Origin of the sequence: Flavobacterium sp. UW10123 (assembly GCF_040538975.1) — a bacterium.
In the GTDB taxonomy this organism is placed as follows: Bacteria; Bacteroidota; Bacteroidia; order Flavobacteriales; family Flavobacteriaceae; genus Flavobacterium.
Window position 1 is genome coordinate 60,671 of record NZ_JBEWQE010000013.1, and the last position, 20,763, is coordinate 81,433.

The following is a 20,763-nucleotide window of genomic DNA, read 5'->3' on the forward strand; positions in this document are numbered from 1 at the left end:
TTCTTTATTTAAAGAAAGCATCAAAAACGTCCTTTATTCTTTTTTTATCTTCCTCTTTCAGGTTAGAACCGGAAGGAAGACACAATCCTTTTTCAAATAATTTTTCTGAAACATCTTTTCCATAATAAGGATACTTCTCAAAAATTGGTTGCTTATGCATTGGCTTCCATAAAGGTCGACTTTCTATATTTTGGAGTTCAAGAGCTAATCTTAAATCTTCTGCAGTCTTTTGAGCATTTTTTTCAGCATCTATAAGTATTGCAGAAAGCCAATGATTAGAGTAATAATCACCACTTGGTTCTTTCAGAATAGAAACTGATTCTATATCTTTAAAATACTCTACATAAAAATCATGCATTTTTCTACGCAATTCTACATGCGCATTTAGCACTTCCATTTGTCCGCGACCTATCCCTGCACATATATTACTCATTCGATAATTATACCCTACTTCACTATGCTGATAATGAGGGGCATTATCTCTAGATTGAGTTGAAAAAAAAACTGCTTTGTCTTTTATTTCTTTACTTTTGCTAACTAACGCACCTCCGCCGGAAGTTGTTATAATTTTATTCCCATTAAAAGATAGAGCGGCAATTTTTCCAAATGTCCCACATTTTTTTCCTTTATACAAACTTCCAAATGCTTCTGCACTATCCTCCAAAATTGGAATATTATATTTATTAGCGATTCGATGTATTTCATCCACATTATAAGGCATACCGTACAAATGAACTGCAATAATAGCCTTTGGTTTTTTTCCTTTTAAAATTCTGTCTTCGATTGCTTCTTCTAGAGCTATAGGACAAATATTCCAAGTATCTAACTCGCTATCTACAAAAACAGGTATTGCTCCTTGATACAATATTGGATTAGCAGATGCTGAAAATGTCATGCTCTGACAAATTACCTCATCTTCAGATTTAACATCCAAAAGAATTAGACCTAAATGAAGAGCCGATGTACCAGAACTTAATGCTCCTACAAAAACTTGCTCTTCAAGATAATTTTCAATATCTTTTTCAAAGCCATTTACATTTGGTCCTAAGGGAGCTATCCAGTTAGTTTCAAAAGCTTCTTGAACATATTTTTGTTCTGTTCCTCCCATGTGTGGAGATGATAACCATATTTTTGACTGACTCATATGTCTAAATTATATTTTATAATATTACCTGGATTTCCTACTACGACAGCGTAATCGGGAACATCATTTATGATTACTGCTCCAGCACCAATTGTTACACCAATTCCAATAATGATTCCTTGAATTACAGAAGCACCTATTCCAATATGTGTTCCTTCGCCTACTGTGACATTTCCTGCTAAAGCAACTTGAGGCGAAATATGTACATAATCATTAATTTTACAGTCATGTTCTATAACAGCGCTGGTGTTAATAATGCAATGCTTTCCTATTACAGAATCTGCATTTACAACTGCATTTGGCATTATGACAGTACCCTCTCCTATACTAGATGTTTCAGATATAATTGCACTTTTATGTATTGCGGTAAAAAATGACAACTTTAATAAGGAAGCTATTTTCTTTCTAGTTTTATTATCTCCTATAGATACAATAATTTCTCCATCTGTTAAATTCTTTAATTGATCAGTCTCAAAAACAGGTATACTGTTTAGTTGCTTGTCCCTTGGATTGTCATCAAAAATAGCTTTTATCTTTACATTGTTACCATTTAGAATATCAATTATAACTTTACAGTGACCACTTGCACCATATAAAAATTTAGTTTCCTCCATTAAATCTATCTATTGTTACGGAATTAGCAGCAGTAATATCTTCACTTTTCACAACTTTCCTGATAGTTCTTAAAATTATTTTCAGATCAAGCAAAGCAGATAAATGCTGTACATACCAAACATCCAAATTAAACTTATCTTCCCATGAAATTGCATTCCTACCATTAATTTGCGCCCACCCTGTAATGCCTGGCTTCACGTTATGTCTCTGTTTCTGAAAATCATTATAAAGTAATAAATACTCTGGCAGCAATGGTCTAGGTCCAACTAAACTCATATCTCCTTTTAAAACATTTAACAACTGGGGCAACTCATCTAAAGATGTTTTTCGCACAAATTTACCTGTTTTAGTTAATCGCTCTGCATCAGGAAGTAATTCTCCATTAGTATCTTTTTTATCATTCATGGTTTTAAATTTCATTATTTTAAAAATTTTACCATCTTTTCCAGGACGTAATTGAAAAAAGAAAGGTTTACCATCATTTGAGAAATACAGGCATATTGTAACAATAATAAAAATAGGGCTCAAAACCAAAAATCCGACTGCTGACACAATAACATCAACAATCGTTTTAAAAAATGTTTTATACATACTTTTCCAATCTTTTATACTCCTCCAAAATTACATTCCACATCATCAATTGATCATAACGTGACACAATCATGTTTCTTGAATTTACCCTCAAATTATTATTCCAATTTCGATCTGCAATCATTTTTTTCATACTATGATATAATGCTTCACTATTTTTGACTGGAATAATTGTTCCGTTTTGACCTTCGACAATAATTTCATTACAGCCATTAATATTTGAAACAATGGATGAAAGCCCCATTGCACCTGCTTGCATTACAACATTAGGAAATCCTTCTCTATAACTTGGAAAAACAAGGCAATCACTAATTGATAAATAAGGTCGGACATCTTGTTGAAACCCTACAGAAATAATATTTGGATTATTTTTTATTTTATCAAAAGTGATAGTTTTTAACGGATCCAATTCATTTTCAAATGCACCAACTAACAGCAATTTAGCATTTGAAAAACTGTCGCTCAAATTTACAAATGCTTCTATCAATTCATTAATACCTTTATCAGCAACAAGTCGTCCAACAAAAATAAAAATGAAATCATTAGAATCAATATTAAATTCAATCTTCAATTGTTGTTTTTCTTCTAAAGAAAAAATTTCGGGATCAAAATAACTTGTGTTAATCCCATTCGAACTACCGCTACCTAAAACTTTTAATTTCTTTTCATTAACAAATTTGTTCTCCAGTATAAAATCGCGCAAACCTTTTGAATTTGGATATACTTGAGTCGAACAATTGTAAGTTAATTTTTCTACTGCATTTAACAACCTTCTTTTATTTCCAGTAGCTTCCATCAACGGAAGACCTGCAACAGTATGCAATCTATGAGGTACTCCTGCGAGTTTTGCTGCCAACATAGCAACTACTCCTGCCTTAGGCGTGTGCGAATGAACAATAAAGGGGGCCTCTTTTTTAAAAATTTTATACAATTTATATAATGATTTCAAATCTTGTAAGGGAGAAATTCTCCTTGTCATGTCAACATCCAAAACTTCAATTTCTTCATTTAAAGAAACGTCTATAAGTTCACTACCTTTTGATGAAATTCCTAAAACTTGATAATGAGAAGACATAAATTTAAGCTGTCCTTTTAACAGTGTTTTGAGGGAAATAGGAACGGTTGTAATACGTATAAGCTTTTGTTTACTTTTATCAGATGTAATTTGGTTCATTGTCTATTTTTTTTTAACTATATACGGAATTAATTAACTGGTATAATACGATCCCGTAGCTGTTTCTTTTTCATTTCCGTTTGTTCAATATCCAATTTCCCTTTAGTATTTATTTTAAGATTAGAAAATTTATATTTGGGTATATATTTAAAATCACTTGCCATTAATAGTTTATTTTCGCTATCATTCCATTGAGAATTTTTTACATTTATTTCTCCTCGCAAAGCTTTAATATTTTCTGGATATGAAAGTCTATTTCCTCCCATTAAAAAACTATTTTTAGAAAACTGGTCAATGTGGTTATCAATATTAATTGTCACATTTTTATCTTTTTTTCCGATCATATTTAATAAGATAACAGCTACTCCGGCATCTGCATTATTAAATGTTTTAACATTTTTTAAATTTATATCCTCTAATACATCTTCATTAGTATTAGGTTCTATATCAATTCCTGCCATTGGAAGAGTTCCATTACTATTTGACAAAACAATATTTGAAATATTAATTTTCTTTCCGCTAATAACCGATATTCCATTACGTCTATTGTTATCAATAATACCTCCTTTTATAGTAATGTTTTCAGATTCTTTTACCGAAATCTTACTTATATAAACACCATCACCCCAACAATTTTTGATTTCGGGATTATATATAGTAATGTTCCTAGAAGACAAAATACTAATTCCCATTCCCCACTCTCCTTTTGTTCCCAAATGTTCAAATCGGTCTCCAATTAGTTTGGCATTGTATATTTTAACGTTTTCAATATTTCGAAGATCTAGTATTTGGTAATTTGTAAGAGCATTTTTTTGCAATATTAACTTAGAATTTTTCTTAAACAACAAAACGGAATTGCTTTTTAACGACAACCCTTTTTCTCCTATCAAAACTGGAAAGTCTGGAAATGAGATCCATTTATTTTCATCAATTCCTTTTTGGAGATAGATACTATAATCTACCGATCCATCTTTGACATAATTCTTTGGCAAATAATTTTCTAAAGATGAAAATTTTATTTTACTTGATGGGACATATAAATAGCTGCTATTTTTTTTAACCTGTTTATAATTAAAGGTTACTTCTTTTTTTTGTTGAGAATTACATGAAACAAAAATCAACAAAAACCACAGTGTCAGTTTATTCATAATAGTGATTTATATATATTGATATAACTTTTTATCATTTTATTAATACTAAAATCTTTTGACCTTTCAAGACATTGCTGAGCATTTTTATGATAAAACTCAATGTCATCAAATAATTTATATATTAATTGTGCAAGTTCCTCATCATTCCCTTTTTCAAATAACAAACCATAACCTTCCACAATTTCCTTGACACCATCAATATTGCTTGCAATAACAGGTTTACCTGATGCCATCCCTTCAACGATTGCTAAACCAAATCCTTCATATTCTGAAGACAATACCACCACATCACTGTACTGTAACAACTCGGGAATATCAAATCTATTTCCCAAAAAAACAACACGGTCATGAAGACCTAATTCTTCTGTCAATTTTTTATTTTTGTCTATCAAATCTCCTTCTCCAACTAAAATTAGCTTAACATTATTAGGTAAATGTCTTAGACTTCTAATTAATGTTACCTGATCTTTTTGTTTCCTAAAACTTGAAACCTGTATTAATTTAAAATCTTCTTTTTTAAAAAAATTGAAAGTTTCATTCTTTATAACTGCTTCAAATTGATTAGTATTTATTCCATTATTAATAACGCTAATTCCTTTTTCAAATTTTAAATGAGTCTCCAAGTTTTTTTTAACCCCATCTGTTATACAAATAATCTTATCAAGTTTCTTATAAATAATACGATCAATTAACTTAAAAATCTGCTTTTCTCTTCTTCTGTTATTTGTACTATGTTCTGTATAAACCAATTTAATTTTAGAAAAAGAAATATACTTTGCAATTACTACCCAATATAAAGTTGGAAATAAATGCAAATGAACTATGTCATACTTTTTTAAGTAAGGAATAATTTTAAAAACCAAAAATGGATTATAAATAGATTTAGAAGTAAGGCCAATTACTTTTCCACTACTATTATTCTCGAGATTTATCCAAAATGGAGTCTTTCTGTTATTTAAACAAAGTACATCCATCTCTAACGCCTTATTTTGATATAGAGGAACACTATCCGCAATTAATTTTTCTGCTCCTCCAACAGATAAGGAAGTTATAATTTGTAATACTTTCATTATATAATATTTTCCATCTAAAATTAATTTTAGTCTTTTGACTCATAAAACTCATCCCTAATTAATGCTCGGTCATAGTATGATTCATTACTAAAAATGACATTACTATATCTGTACAAAGGATTATTAAATGTTACATAGGTTTTTAAAACACAAAACATTACAATTGGCAACACAACATTGTTTCTTATTTCTTTGTTTTTAATTAAATTTTTTAAATTACAAAGTACTATCAAATAAGCCCAAAAAAATAAGAGCGCAAACCTATTGATCATAGCTTCTGATGTACTGAAAAAGAGTTGGATAAAACAATAACAAAAAAAACTATTAAAATATATTGGTGATAATAATTTATTATTCACTACATGTTTATAGTTAATTAGTACCAAAATGAATAAGAAAATCTTTTCAAGTATTCCAAATCTTATTCCATAAGAAACGTCGGATTCCGTTACAGTACCTGCTAAATATTCAAATCTTCCCCCAAGTACTCCCCCCAAGTAAGCTACAATTCCATCTACAAAACGAATTTGAAGAAAATAAACTATGATTCCCAGAAACAATAAGACAATCAATATCTTTTTATTAAAATAATTTCGTTTCAATAAAAAGAGAAATAAGAAAGCAAACCCTGTCAAATGAAAACTCATAGACAACAGAATAATGAGAAAAGCTTTAATTCTTTGATTCTTATTAATATACTCTATCGATTGAACTGCTATCAAAATAGCAGTAAAATTTCTTAATAAATCAATAATTAATAAAGGGAAACAACTTATCAGGACAATATATGCTAGCGAAATATTATATGATTGTCGTTTTAAAAATCGATGCCAAAGTATTGTTTGTATAAGTGTTATAAAGAATACAAAGAATGAATACTGAAATCCTAAATCATGGAATAATTTTACCAAAAATGAAAAACCTACCTCATAATCAAAAGCTGTCCAAACATCTAGAGTTGCCTCTGAGTAGTAATTTTCATAATTAAACCAGTCGCTCCCTATAAATCCTCTAAAACCAAAGAAAAAGACAAAAAGTAAAGCTCCTAAAAATCCCGCTTTAACTTTATTGTTTGACTCTTTTGCGCTTTTTTCGTAAAAATATAAAAAAACATAGCATAGAATTAAAAATAAATATGGTAAACTAAAAAAATCCATCAACACTTCATTAATCTATCAAACTAGAAATCAAAGACTTAATATTAACCGAGTCATAGAGCGAGAATGCCCCTTTACTAAACTCACCATAATTTTTTTCAATCTGTAAAATTACATTAGCGATTTCTTGTGGCTTGAATTCCGGGGCGACTTTCCCTGCATTATATTTGTCAAATAAATTAGAGAGTCCAGGCACATCATTTGCAAGCATTGGTATCCCAAAACAAGAATATTCAAAAATCTTATTAGGGGCACAGTAAAGTGTATTTATTGCCGTTTCAATTGAACCCTGTTGCGAAAAATATGAAAGAAAACCTATGTAAGCTTTTCTTGTAATTTCTAAATGATAGGGCGCCGATTTAAATGGTAAAAAAACTACTCGATCAGATTGATATTTAGCGACGAGCCTAGCTTTATTGCTATCATCTCCCCCCATGATACATACTAAATATTCATTTGGCAAATAGTGAACAGATTCACATAACTCATCTAGCCGTCTCTCCGGATAGTTAAAAATTCCTTGATATAAAATTACCTTTTTGTCTTTAAAAATAGCGTCTATATTATCATCGATCACATTTTTTAATTTAGAAAGATCAAAATCAGGCTTGTTAGGAACTACCATAGGCATTTTTTCCAGATTAAAATATGCTTTAGTAATATGCGCTCTATTGTACTCACAACAAACAACCTTCCAAGCTTTTTGCATGGTAGCTACATAGTTAAGAAATGGACTTAAAAGTTTGTATCTGAATCCTACTTTAAGCTGTGGTGTTTCAAACAAATAAAGTATTGATTTAAATTTGAAAACCAATTTATAAAGAAGCCATATATTTTGATTTCCATACAGCCATAAAATAGAATCATTTTTAAATTCTTTATTTACAATTTTCTGAACTTTTTTTTTGTACAAGAATAATTTAAATAACTTTAAAATTTTATTTTCTTTTGTATCGTTTATGATTGTTTCAAAATAAACTACACCTTGCGATTCTAAATCTAAAATTGTATTTTTATCGCTACAGTAGCCTACAATAACAACTTTTTTACCTAAAGATAATAATACTTTTACAGTAGTGAGAATTGGTGGATACTTCTGAATATCGTGATTGTATACTAAAATATTAGTCATTTATTTTAAAATAGAAATGAAATTTACGATTCGTTCACACGCTTTACCGTCGCCATAAGGATTATGGAGCACACTCATCTTTATGTATGCATTATTATCTTGGAGTAATTTATTTGTCTCATTTATTATAAGCTCCTTATTTGTTCCAACTAATATAACAGTTCCAGCAAGGACCGCTTCAGGTCTCTCAGTCGATTCACGCATAACTAGAACAGGCTTTCCTAAACTTGGTGCTTCTTCCTGAACTCCGCCACTATCTGTTATTATCAAATACGATTTACTCATTAACCATACAAAAGCAGGGTAGGCTAATGGCTCTATTAATTTAATGTTACTGATTCCAGATAAAATTTTATACACTGGTTCCTTTACATTAGGATTCAAGTGCACTGGATAGATAATATCTACTTCAGGATTACCTAACGCTATTTCTCTTAGTGCTTCACAAATCCGAATAAAACCATCTCCATGATTTTCTCTACGATGACCAGTAACGAGAATAATTTTTGAATCCTTTTTTACAAACTTCTTTAATATTTCTATCTCTGAATTGTAAATATCTTCAACTCTTTTAGAACTATCAATCAGAGCATCGATTACTGTATTTCCAGTTACTAAAATTGATTGAGAATCTATATTTTCTTTTAAAAGATTTTCTTTAGAAGCTTCAGTAGGAGCAAAATGGTAGTCTGCAATTCTCCCTGTGATTTGTCTATTCATTTCTTCAGGAAACGGAGTACGTTTAAAATTTGTACGCAAACCTGCTTCAACATGACAAATTTTAGCTCCTGAATAAAAAGAAGCTAAACTTGCTGCCATAGTAGTTGTAGTATCTCCATGTACATATACATAATCTGGATTAAAATCTTCTAAAACTTCTTTTAATCCAACTATAATATCTCCTGTTAAGGAATACAAATTTTGATTAGCCTTCATCAAATTCAAATCATATTCAGGTTGAATATTAAAAAAATCTAACACTTGATCAAGCATTTCTCTATGTTGTGCAGTTACACAAACTCTTGTCTCAAAAATATCAGAATGTTTTTTAAACTCTTGCACCAGAGGAGCCATTTTTATAGCCTCAGGCCTCGTTCCAAAAACAATTAAATTTTTTTTCATTATAATATTTTTACAGCTATTCTAAATTACTTTATATCAATTTTTATTACTAATAAATAATAAAAAAACAACAAATTATATTTTAAACAATTTGACTATCTGACGTATTTGACGATAAAAATGGAATTGCAATTCGTAATTTTTAAGTTCGTTTACTATACGCGATTCATTATTTTTAAAAATATCTATGATTTTCTGATATTCATTTTTCCATAAGGTCATAATAGAATCATAGTTATAGCTCTCATTAAACAATTCAATAGCAGCTTTACCTGCACTTGAGCAACGAGAGTGAGATTCAATTATGTCTTGCATTGCAGATTGAAAACTAATTGGTAATCTATCTCCTGGAGCATTTATAACCAATATATCTTTATCTAAATGATTTTCTCCCCAATAACCCCATGCATATTTATTAGTTTCAGAAGTAAATCCTGCGATTATTGACGGTTTTCCGCATGAAGCTGCTAATAAAAGGGTAGTTCCCATACCGACAAACATTGCACAATTCTGAAACAACAACTCTAAATCCTTGCCCATTACTGTTCCTTTCAACTGGATAACTTCTTTACCAATTTCAGCATTGATATTAGCTGCTAATTGATTTAGCTCTTCAAATAATAGTCCATCTCCAACAATAACTAATTTATAAGCCTGAAACGCTTGATTTACCTTATATAATTCATAGAAATCCTGAATCAAATATCTTACATAGTCTTTATCGTTAGATAACCTACTAACAGACAAAACATATTTTTCATCTAAGATTTCTAAACGGGAAGGAATGGCTTTAACTGGAATTGGTATTATTGTGGGATGTAATTTTGATTTTGTAACTCCTTCAATATATTCATTCATTTGTGGTGTTAACGTATAATACAAATCTAAACCATTGAGTTTCTTAGTAATACTTTTTAATAAAGGATTACGTCTGTAAGATAACTCGGATAGTACGTTTACAAAAAAAGGAATTTTAGTCTCTTTGTAAATAGAAGCGACGTGTACAATAGGATAAGAATTATGAGCCTCAATGACATTAACTTTGTTCTTTAATAAAATCGTTTTCAGACTTTGTTTAAAATTGTTGTATTGTGCATTTGTAAATACCAAAGGTGGCAGACTAACTCCTTCTAGTTTTATATGAACAGCTTCTTTAGGAAGGTTTGAAACATTTTCTCCGCCTTCTGAAATGACTAATACATCAAAACCATTCTCAACCAGCCATTTGCATTTATTGATGATATATGACTCTGCGCCGCCAATAATCATTAATGGGGTTACGAAAGCAACTTTAACTTTTTCTTTACTCATTTAAAATCAAATCCCTACAGTTTACAGCTTAATTTTTTGTGACTCTCTTTAAGAACAATAACTTTCTAAATACATAAATCATAAAAAATAAACAAAGTAAATAATTTAAGGCGAATGCTATTGTAACTCCTTCTATATTATAATATTTCATTAACAACCATCCCAGGAAAACGTAATTAGCACTAAAGAAAATCTCAGTTATTAAAAAATATTTAGTCATTGATTTTGCTATCATAATATATCCTAGTATCCAAGAAGCAATTTTAAAAAAATCGCCTAGCAGTTGCCAAAAAAACAATGATTGCATTGCAATAAAGCTTTTTGTAAATAAAATCGAAATTATTATGTATCTTAAAAAATATATAGTAACACATCCTAAAACCACTAATGGCATTATAATTTTAAAACTTTTAAAAACTTCATCTCTAATTTCCTCTTCCTCTTTTATGGAGGATAATTTTGGCAAGTAATAAGTACTTAACGAGGTTGTTATTATCATTAAATATCCATCAGATATACGCATCATCCCTTGCCAAAATCCTGCGGAATCTACACCTATATTTGTGATAATAATATTTCGCAATAAAATTTGTGAAACTGGAATCGTTGCGGCTGAAACAATTGCCATTAAACTATAATGGCTTAATTTTATTGCTATAGCTCTATCTAGTGCACGATTGAAGTAGCTCCAAGAAAACCAATCGCTTTTAGTAATTAAAAATAATGTAATAAAAAAAACAATAGATTGTGAAAGTACTAATGCATACAAAGCCCCTTCTACTTTAAAAAAATAAACTAAAATCAAAGTAAAAATAAGACCTATAATACTCCCTGTAGTATTTACTAAAGTATATTTTTTTATTTCCTTTTTACCGTTCAAAATTGAAATCATAAGAGAATTTAATGAATACAAAATTATCGTACCACCAAGAACTCTTATGGGATTTCCATACAAATCAGTAACAAATATCCATTTTGAAAATAAATTACCAAACAATAAGAGTATTACTCCAATGAATGCTGAACAATATATGCTTATTCTAAATGCTGTACTAAATAACGATTTTAAACTTTCATGATCTTTTTCATACTCAGCAGTGTATTTAACAACTCCAGTATTGATTGCTCCATTTGCAAAGGTTAAAACAATAGTTATAAAATTTGAGAAAGCTCCGATTAGTGCAACACCGGCAGGCCCAGTTAACATTGCTATTACTTTACCAGAAATAAAGCCAGTCGATACACGTATAAATGCTATTATAGCAGAAAAGAAGGATGTTTTAAGAAGATTCAATTGTAATAGATAATTATATAATGTGAAACCTTTAGAAAATTATACATCATCTGTAGAAAACATTTCTCGATGCCAATTTGCTATATTTGTTTTTAGTACTTGAGCTGGAGCTCCACTAAGTAGTGCTCTCTCTGGATACTCACCAGCTAAAACAACAGAAAGAGAAGTGACTATTGAATCTTTACCTATAATTGTACCTTTTAATATTTTTGCTCCAACTCCAATCCATGTATGATCACCAATTAAAGTTTTTTTTGTAGCTTTTTTGCCTTCGATACCATGCCAATCACAATCAGTAATAAAAGTATCCCATGCAATGATACAATCCTTGCCAATCTCTAGATGTTCATTTACCATAACAACCGAATTCGCAGTTATTCCAGATCCACTCTCCATATGTTTTCCGTGCAATATCAATTTAGCGTTTTTAGACAGGTAAATCTTTGTCCCCTGCCCCAAGATAAAATCATTTTCTACAGTACAGCTAGAATTATGTTGCAATGAAAGTGCGATACAGCCATCACCATTCAGCCATCTTTCTAAAATTAATCTGTTTTTTATTATTAGCTTAGAGTTTCTTTCCTTTTGTACTTTTATTCTTACCGATCCATTTATTTGAAAGGCAGGAAAAAACATATATTCATCAACAAAACGCAATGTTAAATAGGCTGCATATAGCCAATTTTTAGGTGATTTTAAAAAAAACTTAAAATTGGGATATTTAGCAATATTCTTTTTTACATAACTTAACATTATTGATAATCATTAAGAGCCTGAATGATCGTATCTACTTCTTTAATGCTTAATACAGCACTTAAAGGCAAGCTTAAAACCTCCGAATGTATTTGTTCAGAAACAGGAAAACTTAAATTATTCCATTCTTTGTAAGCTTCTTGCTTATGAGGTGGTATAGGATAATGTATAACAGTTTGTATACCTTTATTTTGTAGATAAGTTTGTAAATCATTGCGATTCGCTGTTCGTACTACAAATAAGTGCCAAACATGCGCTAAATTATTTGCAACTTTTGGCAAAATTATTTTTGGATTACCAATCTCATTAAGATATCTATTTGCAATAGCACGTTTCCTAATTGTCTCTTCATCTAAATTATTTAACTTTACTTTTAACAGACCTGCTTGTAATTCATCTAAACGACTATTAATTCCTTTATATAAATTTTGATATTTTACATGTGAACCATAATTTAAAAGTGCACGAATACATACTGCCAATTCATCATCATTTGTTGTAATTGCACCACCATCACCTAAAGCACCTAAATTTTTACCTGGATAAAAACTAAAACCAGCGGCATCACCCCAATTTCCCGCCTTTTTATTCTCTAAAATTGCTCCGTGCGCCTGCGCACAATCTTCAATTACTTTTAAATTATATTTTTTTGCAATAGAAGTAATTTCAGTCATATCACATAATTGTCCATACAGATGAACTGGCAAAATCGCCTTTGTTTTTGATGTAATTTTAGATTCAATTAAGGAAGGATTGATATTAAAAGTATCCAAATCAGGTTCTATTAAGACTGGAACTAAATTATTTGCGGAAATTGCCAAAATACTAGCAATGTAAGTATTTGAAGGCACCAGAATTTCATCACCTTCATGAAAAAGCCCCATTTCCTTATATGCTCTAATAATCAAAATTAATGCATCTAAACCATTTGCAACACCTATGGCATGTTTTGTTCCACAATATTGAGCGAATTCTATTTCAAATTGTTTTAGTTCATTCCCCATTATATACCATCCTGAATCCAAAACCCTAGTAAATGTCGCTAGCAATTCATTCTTATATTGTGCATTTATTTTTTGTATATCTAAAAATTTAATCATTACTTTTTTACGGGTTTAAATTCTTCTAAATAATATTCTTCTCCTGTTTTTCTGTCTTTTAAATTTAAATCTAATAAGACAGAATCCTCTGTAATATAACCTTGATGCTTAGCGGGATTACCATACCAAACTGTATATGGCAAGGTGTTTTTTGTTAATACACTGCCAGCTCCTATTAATGTCTTTGCTCCTATTTCAATACCACACAAAATTGTTGAATTTGCACCTATAGAAACCGAGTCATTGATAATAGTTTTCTCGTTTTTATAATCTTTATTCTTTGAAATTGGAATTCTATCATTTGTAAAAGTGACATTTGGCCCAATCATTACTTTATTTCCTATAGAAATACCATCCCAAATTTGTACTCCGGGTTTTATCGTGACGTCATCACCTATTACAACGTCGTTTTCAATAAAAACATTGCAGTTTATATTACATCTTTCTCCTACAACTGCATCTTTAAGAATTATTGAAAACTGCCAGACAAGAGTATCCGCACCAATATTTTTTGATTGAACATCAGATAGCGCATGTATCATTTCTATAATTTAAAAATTCAACATAATCTCTAATATAATCTGATTCATTATATTCACTAGAAGCAAAAACCAGACAAATTGAACCACTGGAAAAATCTTTAATTTCTCTCCATATGCCAGGTCGTATATGTAAGGCTTTTGAGGGGTCATTTAAAAAAAAATCTTTTCTGGTAATACCGTCATCTAAGACGAATGTAAAAGAGCCACTTGCAGCTATTATGTATTGCTGCAAATCATAATGACCGTGCCCACCTCTGTCAGCTCCCATAGGAACATCATATAAATAATAAATCCTTTTTACTGTGAAAGGAATATTTATATTATTTTCTACAACTGTTATGTTTCCAGCATCATTATGAACTTTGGATAAATCTACAATATGACAATCTTCAACATTAAACATTTTTTAGTCTTTTAAATTCTTCAAAATCTCTTATATAATCTTCTTTAGAGAAAGATGCACTTGAAATATGTAAAGCCAAAGAATTAGTCGAAAAATTCTCCATGTGCCTCCAAGTTTTAGCAGGAATATATAATCCATAATAACTTCTATTTAAAGAATATTTTTCTGTAGTACCATCCATAGCCGTAATGACAATATCAAAACTCCCACTAAGTGCTATAATAATTTCCATTTGCTCTTTATATGCATGTCCCCCTCTAATTTCACCACCTGGCACATCGTAAATCCAAAAAACTCTTTCAATTTCGAATGGAATTTGAGAAGGGTTTTGCATAAATGTCAAGTTTCCTCTCGGATCTTGAATTTTAGGAAAATTTATAATTTTTGGCTTCATTATACTTTTTTTAGAAATATTAAAGTTTAGCGTCTACACTTGATTTCAAGAAATTTTTCACATCATAAACAATACTTAAATCCTTCTGTAAGTTTTTAATGTTTAAGTTTAAAAATTCGCTATGAGCGACTCCTAATACTATTGCATCGAATTTTTGTTTTGATAAATCATTACAGATCGTTAAATTGTATTCATGCTTTACTTCTTCTGAATTTGCTAAGGGGTCATAAATAATAACCTCAATTCCGTATTCGCATAAAGCTCGTACGACATCAACAATTTTAGTGTTTCGCACATCAGGGCAATTTTCTTTAAATGTAATTCCTAACATTAGTAATGTTGCACTTTTTACATTTACTCCTTTTTTTATCATATTTTTGATAACCTGCGACGCGATATATTCTCCCATACTGTCATTCAGCCTTCGACCGGCTAGAATAATTTCGGGATGATACCCGAATTCCTGAGCTCTTTGTGCTAAGTAATAAGGATCTACACCAATGCAATGCCCACCAACTAAACCTGGCTTAAAATGTAAAAAATTCCATTTTGTTGCGGCAGCCTCTAAAACTGCATGTGTATCGATATTCATTAAATTAAATATCTTCGCCAACTCATTTACAAAAGCAATATTGATATCTCGTTGAGAATTCTCAATAACTTTTGCTGCTTCAGCAACTTTAATGCTTGGAGCTAGGTGAGTTCCTGCAATAATTACACTTTTGTACAATTCATTTACAACTTGTCCAATTTCTGGAGTAGAACCAGCAGTAACTTTTAATATCTTTTCAACCGTGTGTTCTTTATCGCCTGGGTTGATTCTTTCTGGAGAATATCCTGCAAAAAAATCTTTGTTAAACTTAAGACCAGACACTTTTTCCAATATTGGAACACATTCTTCTTCAGTAACTCCCGGATAAACGGTAGATTCATATATTACTATATCGCCTTTTTTCAAAATTTTCCCAACCGTTTCACTGGCTTTATATAAAGGAGTTAGATCTGGCCTATTATTTTTGTCAACAGGAGTTGGTACAGTTATTATAAATATATTACATTTTTCTAAATCTTTTACTTTAGTAGTGCAAAACAATCCATTTTCATCCCCTAATTCATCTATCAAGACAGCCTTTAAAGTATCATTTTCTACTTCTAAAGTACTATCAATTCCTTCACATAATTCAGAAACTCGACTTTTGTTAATATCAAATCCAACTACAGGAAATTTAGTTGCAAACAATCTTGCTAATGGTAAGCCTACATATCCTAAACCAATAATGGCAATTTTTTTCATATTACTCAACAAATCTTAATAAATACTATTACAGCGCAACAAGTTACTTTAAGTTATTATAATACCAGTTAACTGCTTCCTTTAAGCCATCTTCTATAGAAAATTGAGGTTTGTATCCCAATAATCGTTTGGCTTTTTCTATACTTGCTAAAGAATGAGGAATATCTCCCGTTCTAGATGGTCCATGAATAATCTCAACATCTTTTATCTTGGGATCAAACTTAGACAGATTAACTTTCAATATATTAACTAATTCGTTTAAAGTTGTTCGGTCACCATATGCGGTATTATAAACGGTATTTACACCATCAATGTCCTTTGTTGTTAAGGCTAGTTCATTCATCTGAATAACATTATCAATATACGTAAAGTCTCTCGAGTAATTACCGTCGCCATTTATTATAGGACTTTCATATTTCATTAATTGCATAACAAACTTAGGAATGACAGCTGCATATGCACCAGTTGGATCTTGACGACGACCAAAAACGTTAAAATATCTAAGCCCTATTGTCTCTAATCCATAGGTTTTACTAAATATTTCTGCATACAATTCATTAACATACTTGGTTATTGCATAGGGAGACAATGGTTTGCCTATATTTTCTTCTACTTTTGGCAATGCCTCAGAATCTCCATATGTAGAAGAACTTGCTGCATACACAAACCTCTTAATATTTCCCTCGCGAGAGGCAACCAACATATTTAGAAACCCAGAAACATTTACATCATTAGTAGTAATTGGATCATTGATCGACCTTGGTACTGAGCCTAATGCTGCTTGATGCAGGACATAATCGACGCCATCAACCGCTTTCCTACAACTTTCTAAGTTTCTTATATCACCTTCAATTAATGTATAATTCTTATTGTTTAAAAAGTCACTTATATTATGTCTATGCCCAGTTGAAAAATTATCAAAACAAACTACTTTATATCCTTTTGCCAAAAAATATTCTGATAGATTAGAGCCAATAAATCCAGCTCCTCCGGTAATTAAAATTTTCATCAAATTGTTTTTATTATTTTTTTCATTATTAAAAATGCGACCATAAGAATTCCTCCCAGAATAGATCCTAATACCAAACCTTTAAATTTCCCTAAATAGTCTTTTTTCAATGGAAGTATTGGTCTGTCAATTACCTGAATTAAAGGTGTTTCTTTACGTAAGGTCACCTTTGCTAATTCACTCTGCTTAATCAACTCAGTTAATATAGCTCCATTGGCTTGGACATCTACTTGTCTTCTGGATGAAGGTGCTCGCTGTACATTGAGTGCCGGATTCAAATTAAATGTGTTGTCGTTTGCGATTGCTACTCCTGTAATAGCACTATTTAATTCTTTACGTATGGAATCTGTCTGTTTTTCAAGAATAGACATATTTATCCTTGCTTTTTTGCTTTTAGTTTCTATATAAAAATTAGACACTTCCTTTACTAAGGCTTCTACAAAATATTTAGCAAACAATTCATCATCAGAGGACATATCTATCGTTACAATGCTTACTTTTTTATCTTTTTGAGCTACCTTCAAACTTCCGTTAGATAAATTATCATAAATTTTCCCCAAAATGCTATCTTGAGCACGACTAAATTTTTTACGGTCTTCATTAGGCAAAAACTTAATATCTGATATTTTTTTCCAGTTTTCACGTAATTTATTATCCTCTATATACATTTCTGCCAAAGAAATAGTTTTACCATTAATTGATACTGGAGTCAACAATGTTTTTTCTACCATTGATCTTGACTTGAATAACTCTGTTAAATTTCCCCCTGAAAATATACTTCCGCCTCCTGCACCAAGATCTAATCCTAAAGAACTCGCTAGACCTAACGCATTTCCTAATCCATTACCCGCCGTTTTATCATCTTCTAGAGCAAATGATAAAGTAGCTGTATAAATAGGTTTTTTAATAAATGAATAGGTTAATCCTAAAACTGAACCGAAAAGCCCCGCTATAAGAATAGATTTCCACTTCTTTAGTAGATAAAAATACCATACTTTTATATTATCAATTAACTCTTTTAACGACATTTCGTTACTTTCAGTATTATTCATAAAAAGTTTTATTTAAAAGCAGTAACTATCAATAATGCCAGACTAGTCAATACACTTCCTATACTTACCCATTCTCCGGTACTCATCTTTTTGGTTTCAGGCTTTTCCGGAACAACTATTTGCGAATCTGGCTCAACATTTGGATAAAGTCTAAAAAATAAAAATGATTTAGTTACATCTGCTTTTCCATTAGGATAAATAATGTACGCTTTTTTCTTCCAGCCCTTACTATCAACTCCTCCAACCGAATTAATATAATATTTAAATCCTTTTCCTCTTCGATATGGAATTTCAGATGTTAACAGTACATTCCCTGTTACTTTTACCCCCTCATTGTAAACTGCAACCTCTATTTCATCACCAGGAAACAAAGTCACATTAGAATAGTGGTTTTTGTTCTTTACTATTTTTTCCCAGTTAATTGGAATTGTCGAAAACTTTAATTCATTTTCAAGTTTATTTATTAATTTATTATTTAGCGTATCTGTTTTTAAATTCAAATCAACGCTTTTTAATTTTTCGATTTGCTCTTCTTTAATAGGCCTAAGAATTTTCATACCTTCTAAATTAGCTACAGATGTCAGTCCACCAGCTCTCATTACAACATTATAAACAGTTTCTTTTTTATTAGCCAAAACATATTTTCCTGGATATGCAACGGCACCTTTTATAACTACCATCTGTGGCTTTTCATAAACTGCTATTCTTCGAATATTAACTACATCGAAAGGTTTTAAAATAAAATTCTTGGCTTGTTCATTATTATCCGCAGTAATCTCAAATTGAACTAATTCAATACGTTTTGGATCTGAATCATCTATAAAATCAGATTTTACCATTCTAGCAATTTCAACTCTTTTAGATGCTGATCCAGTTAAACCACCAACTTGAATAATTAAGTCATTTAGAGTTAAATTTTCATAATATTCATATTCTCCGGGATTTTTTACTTCTCCATCAATAGTAACTTTATATTCTTCTCTAAAATCCAAAATAGAATAAACAGTAACTATATCCTCTCTTTTTAATTCAAGATCTGCATTTAAATCGCCTGACAATGCAGCATCTAAATCTACATTCATAATTTCTGTTGTTAAATCAGTCTTTAGACGAATTATTCGTGCTCTTTTACTGTATGCATCTTCTTTTAGCCCCTCAGCTCTAGTAATTAAATCAGATACACGCATTCCCTCAGTAAACGAGTAATAATCAGGTCTAAAAACAGCACCTTCTATTTTAATCCTATTCTCAAAACGATTTAAGATTTTTGTAATTCTAAAAACATCTCCTGATTGAGGAAGGTAGGAATTGTATTCACTTTCATTTATGTCATGAACTTTAAATTCTTTACCTGTTTTCTGTAATACATTTACTGAGGCTGTATAAGCAAATTCATTAAAACCAGAAGCAAAATTTAATAAGTCCGAAAAAGTTTCTCCTTTTTTCATTTCAAAAATACCTGGACGCTTTACTTCACCTTCTACAGTCACTCGTTGGCTATACGCTGGAATTCTTATGACATCATTTTCTTTTAAAGCAACATTGTCGGATTGATCTCCTTTTACTAAGAATCTATATATATCGATATTCTTATAGACTTTATTATTTCTAATTAATTCAATATTTCTATAACTCCCATTTTTTCCTGGACCACCTGCTAAATGTAGAGCGTTATATACAGTTGCTAGAGAAGAAATTGAGTAATTTCCAGGTTGTTTACCTCCAACAATTGTTATTTTTATTGTTCGTATTTGACTTAAACTAACGCTTACCTGAGATTGTCCAGATCGTACAGTACTATATACTTTTGCTATCGCCGCTTTTATCTTTTGGGTAGCAGCTTCAATAGACATTCCAGATACTGAAATCTGTCCCACGTACTGAATAGCAACTTTACCTTCAAGAGAGACCGGTATAGACGCATTGTACTCTTGAACACCATAAACACTTACTTGTAACTCATCCCCTGGTCCTAATACATAATTTACTGGAGTCGCCATCTTTAAATCAGGTTCAAAATTTAAAGTCGGATTATCAAATAATTCAGATCCAAAAATTAAAGCATTTGTTGAATCCTTAACTTTATCATTTTTAATTTTATCTTGTTTTCTTCCAAACTCAATCTTATCTTCTTGTTTTTTAATTTTCTCCTCAGTACCCTTATTTAGTTTTGCTGAATACTCATTAAGTCTAATCTTTAATTTGTCGTATTCTGTCTGGCTCATTCCCTTTGAAAGCGCCATTGATTCAACTTGTTCAATTGTTGTATTATTGCTTTTAAGTTGTGCACTAATTTTAGATATGTCATCATCAGATAAATAATCTACCATAATTGTACTTAAGTCTTTTCCTTTTAGAATATCTTGTGCCTTAACATTATAGGAAAATAAAAAAGTAAAAAACAGAATAAGAACGTATATTATTTTTTTCATGTTGATTTGTTTAATCTTAA

Annotated in this window: 20 protein-coding genes; all 20 read right to left on the reverse strand. The window is 30.5% G+C overall.

The annotated features are described in order from the left end of the window. Positions 1–4 precede the first annotated feature (4 nt). Positions 5–1,144, reverse strand: a complete 1,140-nt coding sequence (locus tag ABXT06_RS15965; protein ID WP_354591641.1) for a DegT/DnrJ/EryC1/StrS family aminotransferase — start codon at positions 1,142–1,144, stop codon at positions 5–7. After that, complete coding sequence (locus ABXT06_RS15970; protein WP_354591642.1) at positions 1,141–1,758, reverse strand: acetyltransferase; 618 nt, start codon at positions 1,756–1,758, stop codon at positions 1,141–1,143. The genes ABXT06_RS15965 and ABXT06_RS15970 overlap by 4 nt, the downstream gene beginning before the upstream one ends. Beyond that, entirely contained in the window at positions 1,745–2,350 is a 606-nt protein-coding gene (locus ABXT06_RS15975) for a sugar transferase (RefSeq protein WP_354591643.1), read from the reverse strand. The genes ABXT06_RS15970 and ABXT06_RS15975 overlap by 14 nt, the downstream gene beginning before the upstream one ends. Further along, on the reverse strand, positions 2,343–3,524 hold the full coding sequence (locus ABXT06_RS15980; RefSeq protein ID WP_354591644.1) for a glycosyltransferase family 4 protein: 1,182 nt from the start codon (positions 3,522–3,524) through the stop codon (positions 2,343–2,345). The genes ABXT06_RS15975 and ABXT06_RS15980 overlap by 8 nt, the downstream gene beginning before the upstream one ends. Before the next feature lie 29 nt (positions 3,525–3,553). Then, positions 3,554–4,672 (reverse strand): right-handed parallel beta-helix repeat-containing protein, encoded by a 1,119-nt coding sequence (locus ABXT06_RS15985; protein ID WP_354591645.1) that lies wholly within the window; start codon positions 4,670–4,672, stop codon positions 3,554–3,556. Beyond that, a complete protein-coding gene (locus tag ABXT06_RS15990; RefSeq protein ID WP_354591646.1) occupies positions 4,669–5,745 on the reverse strand; it encodes a glycosyltransferase in 1,077 nt (358 codons plus the stop codon). The genes ABXT06_RS15985 and ABXT06_RS15990 overlap by 4 nt, the downstream gene beginning before the upstream one ends. 29 nt (positions 5,746–5,774) lie before the next feature. Then, complete coding sequence (locus ABXT06_RS15995; protein ID WP_354591647.1) at positions 5,775–6,905, reverse strand: EpsG family protein; 1,131 nt, start codon at positions 6,903–6,905, stop codon at positions 5,775–5,777. Positions 6,906–6,915: 10 nt separating this feature from the next. Then, positions 6,916–8,037 carry a glycosyltransferase family protein gene (locus ABXT06_RS16000; protein WP_354591648.1) on the reverse strand — a complete coding sequence of 374 codons (1,122 nt, stop codon included), beginning with the start codon at positions 8,035–8,037 and terminating at the stop codon, positions 6,916–6,918. Beyond that, positions 8,038–9,159 carry a non-hydrolyzing UDP-N-acetylglucosamine 2-epimerase gene (wecB, locus tag ABXT06_RS16005; protein ID WP_354591649.1) on the reverse strand — a complete coding sequence of 374 codons (1,122 nt, stop codon included), beginning with the start codon at positions 9,157–9,159 and terminating at the stop codon, positions 8,038–8,040. A gap of 75 nt (positions 9,160–9,234) precedes the next feature. After that, complete coding sequence (locus ABXT06_RS16010; RefSeq protein WP_354591650.1) at positions 9,235–10,470, reverse strand: glycosyltransferase family 4 protein; 1,236 nt, start codon at positions 10,468–10,470, stop codon at positions 9,235–9,237. A 28-nt stretch (positions 10,471–10,498) separates the two neighbouring features. Next, positions 10,499–11,764 carry an O-antigen translocase gene (locus ABXT06_RS16015; protein WP_354591651.1) on the reverse strand — a complete coding sequence of 422 codons (1,266 nt, stop codon included), beginning with the start codon at positions 11,762–11,764 and terminating at the stop codon, positions 10,499–10,501. Between the two features lie 39 nt (positions 11,765–11,803). Continuing rightward, positions 11,804–12,517: an acyltransferase gene (locus tag ABXT06_RS16020; protein WP_354591652.1), complete on the reverse strand. Its 714-nt coding sequence runs from the start codon at positions 12,515–12,517 to the stop codon at positions 11,804–11,806. Next, a complete protein-coding gene (locus ABXT06_RS16025; protein ID WP_354591653.1) occupies positions 12,517–13,617 on the reverse strand; it encodes a DegT/DnrJ/EryC1/StrS family aminotransferase in 1,101 nt (366 codons plus the stop codon). Before ABXT06_RS16025 ends, ABXT06_RS16020 begins: the two co-directional genes overlap by 1 nt. Then, positions 13,617–14,159: an acyltransferase gene (locus tag ABXT06_RS16030; RefSeq protein WP_354591654.1), complete on the reverse strand. Its 543-nt coding sequence runs from the start codon at positions 14,157–14,159 to the stop codon at positions 13,617–13,619. The genes ABXT06_RS16025 and ABXT06_RS16030 overlap by 1 nt, the downstream gene beginning before the upstream one ends. After that, positions 14,140–14,562: a sugar 3,4-ketoisomerase gene (locus ABXT06_RS16035; protein WP_354591655.1), complete on the reverse strand. Its 423-nt coding sequence runs from the start codon at positions 14,560–14,562 to the stop codon at positions 14,140–14,142. Before ABXT06_RS16035 ends, ABXT06_RS16030 begins: the two co-directional genes overlap by 20 nt. Then, positions 14,555–14,956: a sugar 3,4-ketoisomerase gene (locus ABXT06_RS16040; RefSeq protein WP_354591656.1), complete on the reverse strand. Its 402-nt coding sequence runs from the start codon at positions 14,954–14,956 to the stop codon at positions 14,555–14,557. The genes ABXT06_RS16035 and ABXT06_RS16040 overlap by 8 nt, the downstream gene beginning before the upstream one ends. Before the next feature lie 19 nt (positions 14,957–14,975). Continuing rightward, complete coding sequence (locus ABXT06_RS16045; protein ID WP_354591657.1) at positions 14,976–16,250, reverse strand: nucleotide sugar dehydrogenase; 1,275 nt, start codon at positions 16,248–16,250, stop codon at positions 14,976–14,978. Positions 16,251–16,293: 43 nt separating this feature from the next. After that, positions 16,294–17,259, reverse strand: a complete 966-nt coding sequence (locus ABXT06_RS16050) for an SDR family oxidoreductase (RefSeq protein ID WP_354591658.1) — start codon at positions 17,257–17,259, stop codon at positions 16,294–16,296. Beyond that, on the reverse strand, positions 17,259–18,311 hold the full coding sequence (locus ABXT06_RS16055) for a Wzz/FepE/Etk N-terminal domain-containing protein (RefSeq protein ID WP_354591659.1): 1,053 nt from the start codon (positions 18,309–18,311) through the stop codon (positions 17,259–17,261). The genes ABXT06_RS16050 and ABXT06_RS16055 overlap by 1 nt, the downstream gene beginning before the upstream one ends. An 8-nt stretch (positions 18,312–18,319) precedes the next feature. Then, on the reverse strand, positions 18,320–20,743 hold the full coding sequence (locus tag ABXT06_RS16060) for an SLBB domain-containing protein (protein ID WP_354591660.1): 2,424 nt from the start codon (positions 20,741–20,743) through the stop codon (positions 18,320–18,322). Positions 20,744–20,763: the final 20 nt, after the last annotated feature.